The organism is Belnapia sp. F-4-1, assembly GCF_000802185.1.
Lineage (GTDB): Bacteria > Pseudomonadota > Alphaproteobacteria > Acetobacterales > Acetobacteraceae > Belnapia.
In genome coordinates, this window is sequence record NZ_KN676113.1 from 4,248,168 (window position 1) to 4,266,127 (window position 17,960).

Here is a 17,960-nt window from a genome sequence, read left to right on the forward strand (position 1 = left end):
CCGCCCCGCCCCGCAGGGCAGGATCGCGTCGCAACGAAACCCGCCGAGCGAGGCCGCCATGCCGCATGCCATGACCGATCGCGACAGCCCCTTCCTGCCCGGCCCTCGTCTCGAGCTTGCAGGTGCGGCGGAGGGGCCCCTCGCCGGCCTCAACTTCGCGGTGAAGGACCTTTTCGACGTCGCTGGCAGCCCAACCGGCTACGGCAACCCGGACTGGGCCCGCACCCAGCCGCCCGCGGCGGCGACGGCGCCCGTCATTCAGGCCCTGCTGCAGGCCGGGGCCAGCCTGTGCGGCAAGACCAAGACGGTGGAACTGGCCTATGGGCTGACCGGCGAGAATGTCTGGTACGGCACGCCGCTCAACCCGGCGGCACCGGACCGTTTTCCCGGCGGCTCCTCCTGCGGCTCGGCCGCCGCCGTCGCCGCGGGCCTCGTCGATTTCGCCATGGGGTCGGATACCGGTGGCTCGGTGCGCATCCCGGCCAGCTATTGCGGCGTCTTCGGCATCCGGCCGAGCTGGGGCGCCATCAGCCTCGCCGGGGCCCGCGGCCTCGGACCGAGCTTCGACACGCCGGGCTGGTTCGCAAGGCGCGCCTCCATCCTTGCCGGCGTCGGCGCCGTGCTGCTGCCGGAGGATGGCGCCGGGCCCGGCCTCGGCCCGCTGCTGAAGGTGGACGATGCCTGGATCAACGCCATCCCGCCCACCGTGGTGGCGCTGGCCGAGCCGATGCTGGCGCTGGAGCGGCTGCTCGGCCGGGCGCTTCGCGTCGATGTCGCGCCGGAGGGGCTCGACGCCCTCTACGAGCATTTCCGCTGTGCCCAGGCGGAGGAGGCCTGGGCCACGCTCGGCTCCTGGGTCGAGGCGACGCGGCCCGAATTCGGCCCGGGCGTGGCGGAGCGCTTCGCCGCCGCCAAGGGCATGAACCCGGCCAGGGCGGCCGCTGGCCGCGCCTTCCGCCGCGGTTTCCAGGCGCGGATGCGGGCATTGCTGGCCGGCGGAGCCGTCCTCGCCTATCCGACCTCGCCGGTGCCGGCGCCGAAGCTCGGCGCCAGCCAAGCGGAGCAGAATGCCATCCGCGAGCGGAGCATGGGCGTCACCGCCATTGCCGGCCTCGCCGGGCTGCCGGAGGTAAGCCTGCCCGTCGGCCGTGCCGAGGGCGCCCCGGTCGGGCTCTCCCTGGTCGCCGCCGCCGGGCGGGATCGGGCGCTGCTCGCGCTTGCGGAGCACCTTGCCGTGGAACTTGGCCTACCCGTTTGAGTCGAATGCTTGTCCCGTCCGCCCCCGGCGGTTAGGACGGGGCCGCAACCGAATCTCTCGCCAGGACAAGCTGCATGATCATCCGTGATGCCGGCCCCGAGGACCTTCCGGCCATCACCGACATCTATGCCCATCACGTCCTGCACGGCGCCGGCACCTTCGAGGAGGTTCCGCCCGACGAGGCCGAGATGGCGCGCCGCCTGGCCCAGGTGCAGGAAAGGGGCTGGGCCTGGCTGGTTGCCGAGGCGGAGGAGGGCGAGGGCAGGGGCATCATCGGCTTCGCCTACTACGCCCAGCTCCGCGACCGCTCCGCCTTCCGCCATGCCGCGGAGGACAGCATCTATGTTCGCAACGACGTCCGCGGCCAGGGCGTCGGCAAAGCGCTGGTGAAGGCGCTGCTGGATCGTGCTACCGAGGCCGGCTTCCGCCAGATGTTCGCGTTGATCGGCGACAGCGACAATGTCGGCTCCATCGGCCTGCATGTCTCGCTCGGCTTCCGGCAGGCGGGGGTGATGAAGGCGGCCGGGCTGAAATTCGGCCGCTGGGTGGACCTTGTCTTCATGCAGCGCGGCATCGGCATGGCCGACCGCGATGTTCCAGGCTGACATGTCAGCCTGAGGGGCGCATGCTGGGGCCTCTCGCAAGGAGGCGATGCCATGGCGGAAAGCGGCAGCCCGGCGATCCGGGCCTTCTTCGATGCGGCGACCAACACGGTCAGCTACCTGGTCTGGGATGCGGCGAGCCGGCAGGGCGCCATCATCGACCCGGTGCTCGACTGGGACAATCGCGGCGGCACGGCGGATACCGCCGGCGCGGATGCCATCCTCGCCGCGGCGGAGGCGGAGGGCGTCGCCTTGCGCTGGGTGTTGGAGACGCATGTGCATGCCGACCACCTGACGGCGGCGCCCTACATCAAGGCGCGCACCGGGGCGCGGATCGGCATCGGCGAGCATATCCGCGACGTGCAGGCGATCTTCCGCCCGGTCTTCGATGCCGCCGACCTCATCCCCGAGGGCGGGGATTTCGACCGGCTCTTCGCCGAGGGCGACCGCTTCATGCTCGGCGGCATCGAGGCGGAGGTGATCCATGTGCCGGGGCATACGCCGGCCTGCATCGCCTACCGCATCGGCGATGCGGCCTTCGTCGGCGATACGCTGTTCATGCCCGACTACGGTACGGCGCGCTGCGACTTCCCGGGCGGCGATGCGCGGACGCTGTGGCGCAGCATCCGCAAGCTGCTGGCGCTGCCGCCGGAGACGCGCATCTTCACCGCGCATGACTACAAGGCGCCGGGGCGGGATGAATTCGCCTGGGAGAGCACCGTCGCGGAGCAGCGGGCGCGCAACCCGCATGTGAGGGACGGCGTGACGGAGGAGGAGTTCGTCGCCATGCGGGAGGCGAAGGATGCCAAGCTGGCGCCGCCGGTGCTGCTGCTGCCTTCGATCCAGGTGAACATGCGGGCTGGGCGCTTCCCGCCGGCCGAGAGCAACGGCGTGCGCTACATGAGGATTCCCGTCGTGCTGCGCGGGGGCCTACACGGTCAGTAGGCGGCGGACGGACTCGTCCTCCAGCTCCTCGACGAGGCCGCCGAGGGCGACCTCGCCGCGGACCATCACCGCGATGCGGTCGGCCAGCTCGCGGGCGAATTCGAAGTATTGCTCGACGAGGACGACGGCGAAGTTCTTCTCCCGCGCGAGGAGGCGGATGACGCGGGCGATGTCCTTGATGACGGAGGGCTGGATGCCCTCGGTCGGCTCGTCGAGGATCAGCAGGCGCGGGCGTGCGGTCAGCGCGCGGGCGATGGCGAGCTGCTGCTGCTGGCCGCCGGAGAGGTCGCCGCCGCGGCGCTTCAGGAACTGCTTCAGGATGGGGAAGAGGGTGAAGATCTCCTCCTCCGGCACCTTGCTGCCGCGGGGGGCGGCGGCGAGCGCGGTCTCGAGGTTCTCCTGGACGGTGAGGAAGGGGAAGATCTCGCGGCCCTGCGGGACGTAGCCGATGCCCGCGCGGGCCCGCTCGGCGGGGGCCATGGCGGCGATGTCCTTCCCTTCCCACAGGATGCGGCCAGACTGGATGCGCTCCAGCCCGACGATCGCGCGCATTAGCGAGGATTTGCCGACGCCGTTGCGGCCGAGCACGCAGGTGATGCGGCCGGGATCGGCCTCCAGCGAGACGCCGCGCAGGCAGCGCGAGGCGCCGTAGGAGAGGTCGATGGTTTCAACGCGCAGCATCGGTCAGCGCCCCAGATAGACTTCGATGACCCGCGGGTCGTTCTGGACATGGTCGATGCTGCCCTCGGAGAGCATCGAGCCCTCGCAGAGCACCGTGACCTTGCTGCCGAGGGCGCGGACGAATTCCAGGTCGTGCTCGACGACGACGACGCTGCGCTCCCCGGCGATGCGGACCAGCAGCGCCGCCGTATGCTCCGTCTCTTGGTCGGTCATGCCGGCGACGGGCTCGTCGACCAGCAGCAGCTCCGGATCCTGCATCAGCAGCATGCCGATCTCGAGCCATTGCCGCTGGCCGTGGCTGAGGATGGCGGCGCGGTCCTGGGCGCGGGATGCGAGGCCGACTTCCTCCATCACTGCCTCGATGCGGCGGCGGGCCTCGCCGGTCAGCACCCAACGGAGGCAGGAGAAGGGGCCGCGCGGGGCCTTGAGCGCGAGTTCGAGGTTCTCGAAGACGGTCAGCGCGTCGAACATCGTCGGCTTCTGGAATTTCCGGCCGATGCCGAGATTGGCGATGGTGGCCTCGTCGAGCTTCGTCAGGTCGTGCTCGCGGAAGCGGACGACGCCGGCGGTAGGCCGCGTCTTGCCGGTGATGACGTCCATCATCGTCGTCTTGCCGGCGCCGTTCGGGCCGATGATGGCGCGCAGCTCGCCGGCATCGACGATGAGGGAGAGGCTGTTGAGGGCCTTGAAGCCGTCGAAGACGACCGAGACGCCGTCGAGATAGAGGACGGGCTCGGTCATTTCGGCGCCTTGGAGAAGAGGCCGATCAGGCCGCGGGGGAGGAAGAGCGTCACCGCCACGAACAATCCGCCGAGGGCGAAGAGCCAGAGGTCGGGGGCGACGGTCGTCAGCCAGGTCTTCAGCGCGTTGACCGAGAAGGCGCCGAGCAGGGCGCCGACCAGCGTGCCGCGACCGCCGACCGCGACCCAGATCACCGCCTCGATGCTGTTGCCGGGGCTGAACTCGCCGGGGTTGATGATGCCGACCTGGGGGACGTAGAGCGCGCCGGCGAGCCCCGCGATCATCGCCGAAAGGACGAAGACGAAGAGCTTGTGCTGCGTCACGTCGTAGCCGAGGAAGCGCACGCGGCTCTCGGCGTCGCGGATGGCGACGAGGACGCGGCCGAGCTTCGAGCGGGTGATGGACGAGCAGAGCCAGAGGGCGGCGAGGAGGAGCAGCAGCGAGGCGTAGAACAGCGCGCTGCGGGCCGTCGGCGTGTTCAGCGGCATGCCCAGCAGCTCCTTGAAGTCGGTGAAGCCGTTATTGCCGCCGAAGCCCATGTCGTTGCGGAAGAAGGCGAGCATCAGCGCATAGGTCAGCGCCTGGGTGATGATGGAGAGATAGACGCCGGTGATGCGGCTGCGGAAGGCGAGGTAGCCGACGATGCCGGCCAGCAGGCCGGGCACGGCGACGGCCATCAGGATGGCGAAGGGGAAGTGGTCGAAGCCTAGCCAGTACCAGGGCAGCTCCCGGTAGCCGAGGAACACCATGAAATCGGGCAGCACCGGGTGGCCGTAGACGCCGCGCGGGCCGATCAGCCGCATCAGATGCATGCCGATCGCGTAGCCGCCGAGGGCGAAGAAGGCGCCATGGCCGAGCGAGAGGATGCCGGCATAGCCCCAGGCGAGGTCGATGGCCAGCGCCAGGATCGCGTAGGTGATCCACTTGCCGGTGATGCTGACGATGAAGTCCGAGACATGGAGCGCGCTGTCGGCCGGCAGGCGGTTCAGCGCCGGCAGCATGGCGAGCAGCAGCACGGCGCCGATCAGCACCAGGCGCAGCGTCATGCGCCCGAAGCCGCCGGGCGCGGGCGCGGCGAGAGAGGCGCTCATGATTCGGCGGCCCTGCCCTTGAGTGCGAAGAGGCCTCGCGGCCTGCGCTGGATGAACAGCATGATGGCGACGAGGACGAAGACCTTGGCCAGCACCGCGCCCGCATAGGGCTCCAGCACCTTGTTGACGACGCCGAGCGTCAGCGCGCCGACCAGCGTGCCGGCGAGCGAGCCGACGCCGCCAAAGACGACGACCATGAAGCTGTCGATGATGTAGCCGGTGCCGAGATTGGGCGAGACGTTGTCGATCTGGCTCAGCGCGACGCCCGCCATGCCGGCGATGCCGGAGCCGAATGCGAAGGTCAGCGCATCAACGCGGCCGGTGCGGATGCCCATCGTCGCGGCGATGCGGCGGTTCTGCACGACGGCGCGCATCTCGAGGCCGAAGCGGGTAAAGCGGATGGCCGCGATCACCAGCAGCAGCACGGCGATGCCGAAGACGATGATCCAGAGGCGGTTCTGCGTCACCGCGATGCCGCCGGGGAGCATCAGCGTGCCCTGCATCCAGGCGGGCGAGGCGACCTCGCGGTTCTGCGCGCCGAAGATAGTGCGGACCGCCTGCTGCAGGATCATGCCGACGCCGAAGGTCATCAGCAGCGTCTCGAGCGGCCGGCCGTAGAGATGGCGGATCAGCCCGCGCTCCAGCGCTGCGCCCGCGGCGGCGGCGATGAGGAAGGCGGCGGGAACGGAGAGCGGCAGCGACCAGGGGGCGAGCCAGGGGATGCCGCGGCAGGCCTCCTGCACCATGAAGGTGGCATAGGCGCCGAGCATGACGAACTCGCCATGCGCCATGTTGATGACGCCCATGACGCCGAAGGTGACCGCGAGGCCGAGCGCGGCGAGCAGCAGCACGGAGCCGAGGGAGAGGCCCTGGAACAGCGTCTCGGCCGCACGGCGGATCGAGAGAGAACGCTCGATGCTGGCAATGGAGATGTCGATGGCGGTGACGAGCGTGGGGTTGGCGGCGCGGGCCTCGATCAGCAGGGCGCGGGCCTCGACCGTGCCGGCGGCGCCGAGGCGGGCGATGGCGTCGCGCTTGGCCTCCTCGTCGGGAGCGACGAGCTGGGCGGCGGCCAGCGCCAGGACGAGCTTCGCCTTGACGCCGGCATCGGTCTCGCGGGCGATGGCGGCCTGGAGCGTCGGCACGTCCTCGGCGCTGCGGCTGCGGAAGATGGCCTCGGCGGCGGCGCCGCGTTCCGCCGCATCGGGCGAGACGAGTTGCAGGCGGCCGAGGGCGCCGCGGAGCGCCTGACGGACGCGGTTGTTGAGGCGGACGGTCTCGGCGCCGGATGCGTCGGCGGGCTGCCCGGTGGCGGCGTCGGTATTGCCGGGCAGGAGGAGGCGGCCATCGGCGTGCTTCTGCAACTGGCCGGCTTGCAGGGCGCGGAGGATGGGCAGGGCGCGCGGGTCGCCGAGGGCGCCGAGCTGCTCGACAGAGGTGGCGATGTCGCCGAAGCCGCCGGCAAGGCCGGGCAGCGCGGCGGTGAAGGCGTCCTGCGCCCGGGCCGGCAGCGCCAGCCAGAGCAGCACGCCCAGGGCCAGGAGAAGGTTCTTCATGAGTGCTTTCGGGAAGGGGCGGCGCCGAGGGAGACCCGGCGCCGCCATCAGGCTCAGCGACGGCGGTTCGCGTTCTCGGGGATGAAGGGCGACCAGTTCTCGGCCTTCACCGCGTTCGGCGTCTTCCAGACGATGTTGAACTGGCCGTCCTCCTGCACCTCGCCGATGAGGACGGGCTTCGAGAGGTGATGGTTGGGCAGCATCTCCTCCTCGTAGCCGCAGGGGGCCATCAGCTTCTGGCCGATCATTGCGGCGCGGACATCGTCGACCTTGGTGGACTTCGCGCGCTCGACGGCCTGGGTCCACATGCGGAAGCCGGTGTAGGTGGCCTCCATCGGGTCGTTCGTCACGCGCTTCGGGTTCTTGATGTAGCTCTGCCAGAGCTGCTTGAACTCGGTGTTCGGCGCGCCCTGCACTGACATGAAGTAGTTCCACGCCGCCAGGTGGCCGACCAGCGGCTTGGTGTCGATGCCGGCCAGCTCCTCCTCACCCACGCTGAAGGCGACGCAGGGGATGTCCTCTGCCTTGATGCCCTGGTTGCCGAGCTCGCGGTAGAAGGGGACGTTGGCGTCGCCGTTGATGGTGGAGACGATCGCGGTCTTCTTGCCCTCGGAGGCGAAGCGCTTCACCCGGGCGACGATGCCCTGCCAGTCGCTGTGCCCGAACGGGGTGTACTCCTCCATGATGTCGGCATCGCCGATGCCCTTCGACTTCAGGAAGCCGCGCAGGATGCGGTTGGTGGTGCGCGGATAGACATAATCGGTACCCAGCAGGGCGATGCGCTTCGCCTCGCCGCCATCCTTCGACATCAGGTACTCGACGGCGGGGATCGCCTGCTGATTCGGAGCGGCGCCGGTGTAGAAGATGTTCTTGCTCTCCTCCTCGCCCTCGTACTGGACGGGGTAGAAAAGCATGCCGTTCAACTCCTCGAAGACGGGGAGGACGGATTTGCGGGAGACCGAAGTCCAACAGCCGAAAGTGACGTCCACCTTGTGGACCTGCAGCAGCTCGCGCGCCTTTTCGGCGAAGAGCGGCCAATTGGAGGCCGGGTCGACCACCACCGCCTCGACCTTGCGGCCCATCACGCCGCCCTTGGCGTTCACCCAGTCCACCATCATCAGCACGGTGTCGCGCAGCGCGGTCTCGCTGATCGCCATGGTGCCGGAAAGGGAGTGCAGCACGCCCACCTTGATGGGCGTGCCCTGGCCGAAGGCCGGGCGGAGGGCGGGCATGGCGAGGGCGGCGCCGAAGCCGCCGAGCGCCGCGCGCCGGGTGAGGGTGGGGGAGGTCGAGGTCACCTGTTCTTCCTTCCTTGTTCAGACCTTGGCCTTCAATCCTGAGGGTTGTGTTCCCTCGGGCCTGTGCAGCCTTGGCGGCGAGCAGCCGCATCACTCCGTGGGGCGGGGTGCCGGGTTGCGCTCAAGCCACTGCGAGATGCGTGCCAGAAGCAGGAGGCTGGGGTCACTCACCTGCGAGCCGAATTTGCCTCAAAAATGCGCAGGTGGATTGAATTTCATCGCATACTGGGTGCCGGACGGGCAGGGCGGTTCACCAGCCAGAGGCCGAGCACCACCAGGGCCAGCGCGGCGCCGAACAGGTGGCCGAGCGGCTCGCCAAGCAGCACCGCCCCGGCCAGCACGCCGAAGATGGGCGTCAGCACGCTGAAGGCGGCCAGCCGCGAGGCGGAGTGTTGCGAGACCAGCCAGAACCAGAGCGCGTAGCTGGCGCCCGCGATGACGGCCCCTTGGTAGATCAGGGCGCCGATGACGAGTGGGCGGGGCTCGATGCGCCATGCCTCGCCCATCAGCGGCGAGGCGATCAGCAGAAGCGGTGCCGAGACGGCGAGCTGATAGAGCAGCACCGTCATCGCCGGCGCGCGGCGCAAGGCCGAGGCCTTCACCAGCACCGTCGTCGCGCCCCAAAGCCCGCCGGCCAGCAGGCAGAGCACGTCGCCAAGCAGGGCCCGCTCGCCGGCCGGGGCGAAGAGTCCTTCGAAGAAGGCGAGGACCAGCCCGCCGAAGGCGACCAGCAGGCCGATGGCCTTGGCCTGCGTCAGCCGGTCGTCGGGGATGAGCCAGTGGGCGCCGAGCGCCACGAAGAAGGGCGCGCCGTAGAGGAAGACGACGCCGCGCGAGGCCGTCGTCAGCCCGACGCCGACATAGAGGGCGATGAACTCGACGGCGAAGAGCAGGCCTGCGAGAAGGCCCGGGACAAGGGTGCCGTCGCGGCGCCAAAGGCCGAAGTGGATGCCGCGCCAGCGGCACCAGGCGACGAGCAGCAAGGCGGCGATGGTGGAGCGCAGCCCCGCCTGCAGCACGGGCGGGATGCCTTGGTTGCCGAGTTTCATCGCCACGAGGTTCAGCCCCCAGACGAGGCAGAGCAGCAACATCAGGCCCACGGCCCTTGGCGGAAGTGCGCCGCCGCGCATCGAGTCAGGCATGGGCTGAGGCTGCGGCCCGCGCGCCGCCGCGTCCAGCCCGCTTGCCCCCAGGGGTTGGGCTGCCTAGGCTCCGCTCATGCTCAAAGCGGCCATCATCCCCGTCACTCCCTTCCAGCAGAACTGCGCCCTGCTCTGGGACGAGGAAAGTCTGCGCGGCAGCGTCATCGATCCGGGCGGGGAGGTGGAGCGCATCCTCGCCGCTATCGACGAGCTAAAGATCACCGTCGAGAGCATCCTGCTGACCCATGGCCATATGGACCACGCGGGCGGCGCGGCGGAGCTGAAGGAGGCGCTGCCCGGTGCGCCACCCGTCATCGGCCCCGACCGGCGCGACGCCTTTCTGCTGGGGGGGCTGGAGGAGCAGGCGGCGAAATACGGCATGCAGGCGCGCAACCTGGTGCCTGACCAATGGCTGGTTGAGGGCGATACGGTCGCCATCGGCGGCGAGGAATTCGGCGTGCTGCATTGCCCGGGACATACGCCCGGTCATGTCGCCTTCGTCCAGACAAGGTTGCGGGTCGCCGTGGTCGGCGACGTGCTGTTCCGCGGCTCGGTCGGCCGTACCGACTTCGCCTATGGCGACCAGGAGGCCCTGCTCGCCGCGATCCATGGGAAGCTGTTGCCGCTCGGCGACGACATCGCCTTCCTTTGCGGCCATGGCCCTGGCTCGAGCTTCGGCCAGGAACGGCGCAGCAATCCTTTCCTGAGGAGCTGACGCTCAGCGGGAGTGCCGGCCCTCGCGGAATTCCTCGATCATCTTGCGGATGAAGGCGGGGATGTCGTCCGGCTTGCGCGAGGTGACGAGGCCGCGGTCGGTGACGACCTCGGCATCCTCCCAGCGTGCCCCGGCATTGGTGAGGTCCACCTTGAGCGAGGGCCAGCTCGTCATCCGCCGCCCCTCGACGCCGCCGGCATCGATTAGCGTCCAGGGCCCATGGCAGATGGCCGCGATCGGCTTGCCGCTTTGGACGAAGTGCCGGATGAACTCGATCGCCTTCGGCTGCAACCGGAGCTGGTCGGGATTGACCACGCCGCCCGGCAGCATCAGCGCGTCGTAGCGCCCTGGGTCCGCCCCATCGAGCGGCTGGTCGACCGGGATCGGATCGGCCTTGTCGAGGTGGTTCCAGCCTTGCAGGCTGCCCTCCTTCGGCGAGACGACATGCACGGTGGCGCCGGCCGCCTTCAGTGCCTTCACCGGCTCCGTCAGCTCGACCTGTTCGACGCCATCCGTCGCCAGCACGGCGACGCTGCGGCCGCTCAACTCATTCGCCATGCGCGGCTCCTTTCAACGATCCGGGTTCTGCTCGCCTACCGCCTTCATGACCTCGGCGATGCTGGCGAATTCCTGCTCGGGCATGGCGCCCAGGAGTTTCATGATGTCCTGATCGGCCCCGTTCTTCTTGGCCTGCTGCACCAGATCCCCTTTCTGCGCGGGGAAGTGCAGGCCCTTCAGGTGGTGGGTGATGTCGACGGGGGAATGACCGCCAAGGCCTTGTGTCATGCTGTGTCTCCTGACGTTGTTCGGCTTGCCCGCTGAACGGGGTGCGCCGCACCGGGTTGCCCCACTCGGGCTTGCTTGACGGGCCGGTCCGCGAGGCGAATGCTCCCGGCAACGAAAGGTACGGGGAAACGCCATGCTCCACCGACGCGGGGTGCTTGCCGCCGCCGGCGCCGCCTTGACCACCGTGGCCCGCGCCCAGCCGGCCTGGCCGGACAGGCCGGTCCGCCTGCTGGTCGGCTTTCCTGCCGGCGGCCCGACCGACTTCGCCGCGCGCTTGTTGCAGGAGCCCTTGCAGGCGCTTTGGGGCCAGCCCCTGGTGGTGGAGAACCGTCCCGGCGCCTCGCAGAACATCGCCGTCGAGGCGCTGACGAAGTCACCGCCCGATGGCTATACGCTGCTGCTCTGCACCAGCAACCTGACCAGCAACCCTGCGGTCTTCGCCCGGCTGCCCTTCGACACGCTGCGCGACGTCACCCCGATCATCGTCATCTATTCCTCGCCGACGGTGCTCTTCACGGGCGCTGATCAGCCCTATCGCAGGGTGCAGGACGTGATCGAGGCGGCCCTGCGGCAGCCGGGGCTGGCCGCGGCCACGTCCGGCGTCGCCACATCGGGCCACTTCGCCACGGAGATGTTCATGCGCGCGGCGAAGGTCGAGCTGACGCATGTGCCCTATCGCGGTGCCGTGCCGGCGATGCAGGACGTGATCGGCGGCCGCGTGCCGATCACCTTCTCCACGCTCTCCGGTGCCATTGGCCTCGCCCGCGACGGCAAGCTCCGCCCGATCGCCGTTGCCGCCCCGCGCCGCGCCCGCGCCTTTCCCGATGTGCCGACCATGGCGGAGCAGGGTATCGAGATCCGCGACACCTCGCCCTGGTACAGCTTCGCCGGGCCGGCCGGCATGCCGGAGGCACTCGTCGCCCGGATCGCCGCGGATGTGCAGGCGCTGCTGCGCCGCCCGGAGATCATCGCCCGCATCGAGGAAGCGGCCGGCGTGGTGGAGGGCGAGGGGCCGGCCGAGTTCCGCAAGCGCATCCCGCGCGAGATCGCGGTGAATGCCGAAGTCGCCAAGCTCGCCAACATCCGGATCGAATAGGCTCAGGCCGCCTTGCGCGGCAGATCCCGCATGAACCGCTCGAGCTGGTCCAGCTGGTCCGGCCTGGCGGTGAAGCGGAGGCGCGGCGCGCCCTCGCCGGAGACGACCTCGGCCGGCAGTTCGAGCCTCGCCGCGGTCAGGCGCAGCGTCACCGCGGCGCCGGCTGCGAAGGAGGCCGGCCCCGGGCTGAGGCGGCATCCGCCGCGCGACAGGTCCACCAGCGTGACGCCTACGGGAGGGGCGCCCGGTTGCGCGGCAAGGATTTCCGCCGGCAGGGTCACCGCCAACCGCTCATGCTCGCGCCGCTCCACCTCCGGCGCCGCCTCACGGACGATGCGGGTCAATATGCGGTTGAGGTGCTCCATTCCCGCCTGCGCCTCCTCCGCCGCACCACGCACGGAGGCCGAGCTCCCCGCCGCCGCATCGGCCCGGCCGGAGACCAGCGAGATGCGCTGGCTCACCGACCCCGTCGCAACCGAGGCGACCTCGACGGCGCGGGCGATCTCCCGCGTCGCCGCAGTCTGCTGCTCCATGGCGGCGGCGATTGCGGCGGCGGCCTGATCGACTTCGGCGACGGCACCGGCCATCTCGCGCACCACCGTCACCGCGTTGTCGGTCGCGCTGGAGACTTCCTGTACTTGGCGGCTGATTTCCTCGGTCGCCTTGGCGGTCTGCGCGGCGAGGCTCTTCACCTCATTGGCGACCACGGCGAAGCCCTTGCCGGCCTCGCCCGCCCGTGCCGCCTCGATCGTGGCGTTCAGCGCGAGCAGGTTGGTCTGCCCGGCGATGCCGGCGATCAGCCGCGCGACATTGCCGATGCGCCCAACCTCCTCGGCAAGGGTGGCGATGCGGCGCCGGCCTTCGTTCCCATGCTCGGTCGCCCGCCGGGTCGCGCCGGTGGCGCCGGTGATCTGCTGCGCGATCTCCTGGATGGAGGCGCCGAGCTGGTCCGTCGCCGCGGCCACGGTCTGCACGTTCTGCTGCGCTTCCCCGGTGGCGAGGGTGACGGCCTGGCTGTCCTCCGCCAGGGCGGCGACGGTGTCGGCCATCGCCACGGCATCGGCGATCACGCGCCCCATGGTGGCGGTGAGGTTGGTGACCGCCTGGAAGCTCTCCGTCTCGACCCGTTCGGCCATGGCACGGAGCGAGAGCTTGCGCGATTCGAAGGCGGCCTCGGTAAAGGTTTCGAGCAGCAATTCGCTGTGCAGCCAGGCCGCGCGCGAAAGGCTTGCCTGCAATCTCGCCTTCTCGGCCTGGCGGCGGCTCGGCCAGCGCCCCGGGGGCGCCGCCAGGCCGAGCGCCTCCGTGACCGCCTGCATGACGGAGGCGGCACAGAAGGAGACGCCGAAGATGGGCAGCCCGTGCTCATGCAGCACGCGGCCGAGAAGATGGGCCGAGGCGACGAAGTCCTCGTCTAGCCGGCCACCGACGAGGCGCTGCCAATGGGCCACGCGGGCCGCATGCACCGCCGGATGCCGCAGCACTTCGGTGATCTCCGGCCAGTCCGATAGCTCCGTCGCCCGGTCCTGGATCAGCCCCGGCAGGCGCGTCGCGGCGAACCCCCGAAGTTCGGCCAGGGCTTCAAGATCAGCAGGCGTGACATGGAAGGCAAGCATGCGTTGGTGGAGCGACTGGTCGGACTTGGACAAGGCGGATGACCCCGAGGCATTGCCGGCCGCCGAGCGCGGCCAAGGCAAACCCTAGGGCTGCGAAGCTTAAGAATGCCTAAAGCCGGCCGATATGCAGCCCGCCATCGACGTGGAATGCATCACCCGTGGAGAAGGGGATGGCGCCCGAGAGCAGCCCGGTGATGGCCCGCGCCACGTCTCCGGCCTCGCCCCAGCGGCGGATCGGCGCAAGGCCGTCGGCGATGCGCTGCGTGTAGCGTTCGGCGACGGCCTCGGTCATCGCCGTGCGGATGACGCCGGGACGCACTTCGTAGACGGGGATGCCGTCCTCGGCAAGGCGGAGCGCGAAGCAGCGCGCCACCATGGAGAGCGCGGCCTTGCTCGCGCTGTAATCGGCCCGGTCGGGGCTGGCGAGGGCGGCGTTGGCCGAGGTGACGAAGACGATGCCGCGCGGCCCGCGCCGTGGCGCATCTGCCGCCACCATGCGCCGGGCCAGGGCCTGGGTCAGGAAGAAGGGAGCGCGGGTGTTGACCGCCAGCGCCCGGTCCCAGCTTTCCGGCGCGAGGTCGAGCAGGTCGCCGCGGACCAGCGTGCCGACGCCTGCATTGTTCACCACCGCCTCGATGCCGCCGCCGATCTCCCAGGCGAGGTCGGCGATCTTCGCCACCGCCGCCGGGTCGGCCAGGTCGCAGAAGCGGAAGTCGAAGTCGCCGCCGGCGGCGACGACGGCATGGCCGGTCTCCCGCGCCCCTTCCAGCTCCTTGTCGATGGCGATGATGTCGTAGCCGGCGCCGGCGAGGGCGATGCAGGTTGCCGCCCCCATGCCGCGCCGCGCTCCCGTCACCAGCGCCACCGGCTTCGTCCCGCTCGCCATGGCCTTCCTCTGCACGATGCTTGGGTGGAGGATGCGTGAGGCGGATGGACAGCGGAAGGGGTTCAGCATGCCGATCACCGGTCGGGCCCGGCTCTTCGCCATCATCGGCGATCCGGTGGGGGTGGTGCGCTCGCCGGAGTGGTGGAACGCGGCCTTCGCGCGGGCGGGGCTGGATGCCGTCTTCCTGCCGGTGGAGGTCGCCGGTGGCGACCTTCCCGTGGCCTGGCGCGGGCTCACGCGGCTTCGAAACCTCGACGGGATCGTGCTCACCATGCCGCACAAGCAGGCGGTGGTGCCGCTGCTCGATGGGCTGGGGCCGATGGCGCGGCTGACGGGGGCCGTGAATACGGTGCGGCGGCGGGTGGATGGCGGTTGGGAAGGCGAGATGTTCGACGGCGAGGGCTTCGTCGCCGGGTTGCGGGCGGCGGGGCATGAGCCGGCGGGAATGCGGGCCCTGCAGGTCGGCTGCGGCGGGGCGGGGCGGGCGATCGCCTTCGCCCTGGCGCGGGCGGGGGTGGCCTCGCTCGCCCTCTCCGATACGGCGCCGGGGCGGGCGGGGGCGCTGGCCGAGGCGGCCGGCGAGGCCTTCCCCGATTGTGCGGTGGCGGCGGGGCTGGCCGATCCGGCGGGATATGACCTCATCGTGAATGCGACGCCCTTGGGGCTTCGGCCGGGCGATGTGCTGGCGGTGGAACCGGGGCGGCTCTCGGCCGGCCAGGTGGTGGCGGACGTGATTCCCAATCCGGAGCGCACGCCGCTGCTGGACGCGGCGGCCGTGGCGGGGTGTGATACAGTTTCAGGCCGCGCGATGTTCGAAGGCCAGGCAAGACTGGCCGCGGCCTATCTGGGGTTCGTGGGCCTGGGAGGGTAACGGTGCCGAACTACGGCCAATTCCGCCCGATCGATTGCGACCTGCATCCGATGGTGCCGGGCATGGCGGCGCTCACGCCCTATATGGATGAGTTCTGGCGCGACCAGGCGGTGGAGCGGGGGATCACCACGCTCGATACCCAGTCCTGGCCGGTGCGCTCGCCGAAGACCATCCGCGCCGACTGGCGCGGTGCGGACGGGCGGGGAGCGGCGACGGTCGGGCAGCTTCAGGCGCAGTCGCTGGACCGGCTGGGCACCGAGCTCGGCATTCTCAACCCGCTCTACGGCGTGCAGCTGGTCTTCAACGAGGACATGGCGGCGGCCTTCACCCGGGCGCTCAACGACTGGACGCGGGCGGAGTGGCTCGACAAGGACGACCGGCTGCGGGCCTCGATCGTGCTGCCGTTGCAGAGCGTCGAGGCGGCGGTCGGGGAAATCGAGCGGCTGGCGGGGGACAGGCGCTTCGTGCAGGTGCTGGCTCTGGCGATGGGGGAGGTGCCGCTCGGGCGAAGGCAGTACTGGCCGATCTTCGAGGCCTGCGTGCGGCATGGGCTGCCGCTCGGCATCCATGCGGGCAGCGCGTATCGGCATCCGCAGACCTCGGTGGGGTGGACCAGCTATTACCTCGAGGAATATGCGGCCAATCAGCAGGCCTTCCAAAGCACGCTGGCGAGCCTCATCACCGAGGGGGTCTTCTCCAAGTTTCCGGAGCTGCGGGTGGTGCTGCTGGAATCGGGCGTTTCCTGGCTGCCGGGCTTTCTCTGGCGCTTGCAGAAGACCTGGAAGGGCGTGCGCTTCGAGGTGCCCTGGGTCGATCGGCTGCCGGCCGAGATCGTGCGGGACCAGGTGCGGCTGACCGTCCAGCCGCTGGATGCGCCGGAGGATGGCGCCATCGTGCAGCGGGTGATGGACCAGCTGCGCTCCGATGCGTTGCTGCTCTGGGCCTCGGACTGGCCGCATTGGCAATTCGACGGGGATGACGCCATGCCGGCGGGCATCCCCGAGAGCCTCTGGCCGAAGCTCATGCGGGACAACCCGCTCGCCACCTATCAGCGCCTCAGCGAAGGAGTCGTGGCATGAACGTGATTCAGCCGATCGCCGCCCCGGGAAAGCCTGCTGCCGCGACGCAGGGGCTGGTCGATGTCGATATCCACCCGAGGGCGGACAATATCGAGGCCTTCAAGCCGTTCCTCAGCGACAGGTGGTGGGAGCATCTGCAGACCTGGGGAATGCGGGCGCGGCATGGCTTCACGGCGGGGCAACCGCCCTTCCCGAAGGCGCAGCCGCTGGCCTCCCGGCGCGATGCCTGGCCGCCGACGGGGGGGACGCCGGCCTCCGACCTCGACTTCCTGCGCTTCCAGCTGCTCGACAATTACGGGATCGACTACGGCGTGCTGAACCCGTTGCAGCCGAGCGGGCAGGGGGACCGGAACAACGGCTTCTCGGCGGCGATGGCCCATGCGGTCAACGAGTGGCAGCTCGAGGCCTGGCTCAGGCGCGAGCCGCGACTGAGGGGCAGCGTCGTCGTGCCCTATGAGGATCCGCAGGCTTCGGCGGCGGAAATCCGCAAGCGGGCGGGCGACCCGAATTTCTGCCAGGTGTTGATGATGAGCCGCACCGCGGAGCCGGCCGGCAACCCACGCTACTGGCCCATCTACGAGGCGGCGGTGGAGGCGGGGCTGCCGGTGGCCTTCCATGCCTTCGGCTACAGCGGCTGGGCGATGACGAACGGGGGGTGGCCCTCCTTCTATATCGAGGAGGTCAGCGAGCATGCGACCTCCTGCCAGAACCAGGTGATCTCGCTCGTCACGGAGGGGGTGTTCGAGCGCTTCCCCGGGCTGAAGGTGGTGCTGATCGAGTGCGGGTTCGGCTGGCTGCCCTCGGTCGGGTGGCGGCTCGACAAGCACTGGCGGCACCTGAAGAGCGAGGTGCCGCATCTGAAGCGGGCGCCGTCGGAGTATATCCGCGAGCATATCTGGGTCTCGACCCAGCCGATGGAGGAGCCGGAGCGGGGGCAGCATATCCTCGATATCTGCGAATGGGTCGGGTGGGACCGCATCCTGTTTGCCAGCGACTATCCGCACTGGGATTTCGACGACCCCCGCGCGGCGATCCCCGGCGTGATCCCGGCCGAGCGGCGGCGGGCGATCTATGGCGGGAATGCGCGGGCGCTGTATGGGTTCTGACCATGGCGCGGATCGTGGTGGCGCCGGTGGGGGAGATCCCAGCCGGCGGTCAGAAACTCGTGGAAGCGGAGGGGAAGCGGATCGTCGTCTTCAACCTCGGCGGCGAGTTCTATGCGCTGAGCGACCGGTGCCCGCATCAAGGGGGGAGCCTCTGCGCGGGGCTTGTCTCGGGGCATGTCGATAGTCCGGAGCCGGGCGTCTACCGCTATGCGCGGCGGGGCGAGATGGTGCGGTGCCCGTGGCACTACTGGGAGTTCGACATCCGGACGGGGAAGTCCTGGTTCGATCCGAAGCGGGTACAGGTGCGGCAATTCCCGGCGCAGGTGACGAGTGGCGCAGCGCTGGTGGAAGGCCCGTATGTGGCGGAAACCTTCGCCGTGCGGGTCGAGGACGAGTACGTCGTCGTCGAGGCCTGACGACGTCCCACCCCAAATCCCTCGAGCGGTTGAAGTGGGCGATGGGTTTCGGTCATGAGGTCGATGGCTTGAGCC

The 17,960-nt window shown here is 69.9% G+C and carries 19 protein-coding genes; 9 read left to right on the top strand and 10 right to left on the bottom strand.

Annotation, left to right across the window (positions count from 1 at the left end; all coding sequences use genetic code 11):
* Positions 1–70 precede the first annotated feature (70 nt).
* From LH62_RS20045 to LH62_RS20055, 3 genes are all read left to right on the top strand, one after another.
* Positions 71–1,258: an amidase gene (locus LH62_RS20045; protein WP_236552585.1), complete on the top strand. Its 1,188-nt coding sequence runs from the start codon at positions 71–73 to the stop codon at positions 1,256–1,258.
* Between the two features lie 74 nt (positions 1,259–1,332).
* Positions 1,333–1,863 carry a GNAT family N-acetyltransferase gene (locus LH62_RS20050; protein ID WP_043363793.1) on the top strand — a complete coding sequence of 177 codons (531 nt, stop codon included), beginning with the start codon at positions 1,333–1,335 and terminating at the stop codon, positions 1,861–1,863.
* Between the two features lie 51 nt (positions 1,864–1,914).
* Entirely contained in the window at positions 1,915–2,805 is an 891-nt protein-coding gene (locus LH62_RS20055) for an MBL fold metallo-hydrolase (protein ID WP_043363794.1), read from the top strand.
* Here the strand turns inward: LH62_RS20055 and urtE are convergent.
* From urtE to LH62_RS20085, 6 genes are all read right to left on the bottom strand, one after another.
* Complete coding sequence (gene urtE, locus LH62_RS20060) at positions 2,791–3,486, bottom strand: urea ABC transporter ATP-binding subunit UrtE (RefSeq protein WP_043363795.1); 696 nt, start codon at positions 3,484–3,486, stop codon at positions 2,791–2,793. The two genes, LH62_RS20055 and urtE, sit on opposite strands and share 15 nt — an antisense overlap.
* Before the next feature lie 3 nt (positions 3,487–3,489).
* On the bottom strand, positions 3,490–4,227 hold the full coding sequence (urtD, locus tag LH62_RS20065; RefSeq protein WP_043363796.1) for an urea ABC transporter ATP-binding protein UrtD: 738 nt from the start codon (positions 4,225–4,227) through the stop codon (positions 3,490–3,492).
* The gene (gene urtC, locus LH62_RS20070) at positions 4,224–5,318 is read right to left on the bottom strand and encodes an urea ABC transporter permease subunit UrtC (protein WP_082012679.1); all 1,095 of its coding nucleotides are present in this window, start codon (positions 5,316–5,318) and stop codon (positions 4,224–4,226) included. Before urtC ends, urtD begins: the two co-directional genes overlap by 4 nt.
* Complete coding sequence (urtB, locus tag LH62_RS20075; RefSeq protein WP_043363797.1) at positions 5,315–6,874, bottom strand: urea ABC transporter permease subunit UrtB; 1,560 nt, start codon at positions 6,872–6,874, stop codon at positions 5,315–5,317. The genes urtC and urtB overlap by 4 nt, the downstream gene beginning before the upstream one ends.
* Before the next feature lie 53 nt (positions 6,875–6,927).
* The gene (gene urtA, locus LH62_RS20080) at positions 6,928–8,106 is read right to left on the bottom strand and encodes an urea ABC transporter substrate-binding protein (protein WP_052215023.1); all 1,179 of its coding nucleotides are present in this window, start codon (positions 8,104–8,106) and stop codon (positions 6,928–6,930) included.
* Between the two features lie 281 nt (positions 8,107–8,387).
* Positions 8,388–9,314 carry a DMT family transporter gene (locus LH62_RS20085; RefSeq protein WP_236552586.1) on the bottom strand — a complete coding sequence of 309 codons (927 nt, stop codon included), beginning with the start codon at positions 9,312–9,314 and terminating at the stop codon, positions 8,388–8,390.
* Positions 9,315–9,390: 76 nt separating this feature from the next.
* Here LH62_RS20085 and LH62_RS20090 point away from each other — a divergent pair, with 76 nt between their 5' ends.
* Positions 9,391–10,029, top strand: a complete 639-nt coding sequence (locus tag LH62_RS20090) for an MBL fold metallo-hydrolase (protein ID WP_043363799.1) — start codon at positions 9,391–9,393, stop codon at positions 10,027–10,029.
* 3 nt (positions 10,030–10,032) lie between these two features.
* Here LH62_RS20090 and LH62_RS20095 read toward each other — a convergent pair whose 3' ends face one another.
* Both LH62_RS20095 and LH62_RS20100 read right to left on the bottom strand, forming a co-directional pair.
* Positions 10,033–10,587, bottom strand: a complete 555-nt coding sequence (locus LH62_RS20095) for a type 1 glutamine amidotransferase domain-containing protein (RefSeq protein ID WP_043363800.1) — start codon at positions 10,585–10,587, stop codon at positions 10,033–10,035.
* Positions 10,588–10,599: 12 nt separating this feature from the next.
* Entirely contained in the window at positions 10,600–10,815 is a 216-nt protein-coding gene (locus LH62_RS20100) for a DUF2795 domain-containing protein (protein ID WP_043363801.1), read from the bottom strand.
* Between the two features lie 133 nt (positions 10,816–10,948).
* On the opposite strand from LH62_RS20100, the gene LH62_RS20105 reads away from it, so the two are divergent.
* Positions 10,949–11,911 carry a tripartite tricarboxylate transporter substrate-binding protein gene (locus LH62_RS20105; protein ID WP_043363802.1) on the top strand — a complete coding sequence of 321 codons (963 nt, stop codon included), beginning with the start codon at positions 10,949–10,951 and terminating at the stop codon, positions 11,909–11,911.
* Positions 11,912–11,913: 2 nt separating this feature from the next.
* On the opposite strand, the gene LH62_RS20110 is transcribed toward LH62_RS20105, so the two are convergent.
* Both LH62_RS20110 and LH62_RS20115 read right to left on the bottom strand, forming a co-directional pair.
* Positions 11,914–13,560, bottom strand: coding sequence for a methyl-accepting chemotaxis protein (locus tag LH62_RS20110; protein WP_052214737.1), 1,647 nt, complete (start codon positions 13,558–13,560; stop codon positions 11,914–11,916).
* A 76-nt stretch (positions 13,561–13,636) separates the two neighbouring features.
* Positions 13,637–14,413, bottom strand: a complete 777-nt coding sequence (locus LH62_RS20115) for a 3-ketoacyl-ACP reductase (protein WP_043366254.1) — start codon at positions 14,411–14,413, stop codon at positions 13,637–13,639.
* Between LH62_RS20115 and LH62_RS30445 the strand changes: the two genes are divergently transcribed.
* Genes LH62_RS30445 through LH62_RS20135 form a run of 4 tightly spaced genes read left to right on the top strand, consistent with a single transcriptional unit; the run spans position 14,361 to position 17,885 of the window.
* Positions 14,361–15,284: a shikimate dehydrogenase gene (locus LH62_RS30445; RefSeq protein ID WP_160299858.1), complete on the top strand. Its 924-nt coding sequence runs from the start codon at positions 14,361–14,363 to the stop codon at positions 15,282–15,284. The two genes, LH62_RS20115 and LH62_RS30445, sit on opposite strands and share 53 nt — an antisense overlap.
* A gap of 2 nt (positions 15,285–15,286) precedes the next feature.
* On the top strand, positions 15,287–16,363 hold the full coding sequence (locus tag LH62_RS20125; RefSeq protein WP_043363804.1) for an amidohydrolase family protein: 1,077 nt from the start codon (positions 15,287–15,289) through the stop codon (positions 16,361–16,363).
* A complete protein-coding gene (locus tag LH62_RS20130) occupies positions 16,360–17,469 on the top strand; it encodes an amidohydrolase family protein (RefSeq protein WP_043363805.1) in 1,110 nt (369 codons plus the stop codon). Before LH62_RS20125 ends, LH62_RS20130 begins: the two co-directional genes overlap by 4 nt.
* A 2-nt stretch (positions 17,470–17,471) precedes the next feature.
* The gene (locus tag LH62_RS20135) at positions 17,472–17,885 is read left to right on the top strand and encodes a Rieske (2Fe-2S) protein (protein ID WP_043363806.1); all 414 of its coding nucleotides are present in this window, start codon (positions 17,472–17,474) and stop codon (positions 17,883–17,885) included.
* Positions 17,886–17,960 lie beyond the last annotated feature (75 nt).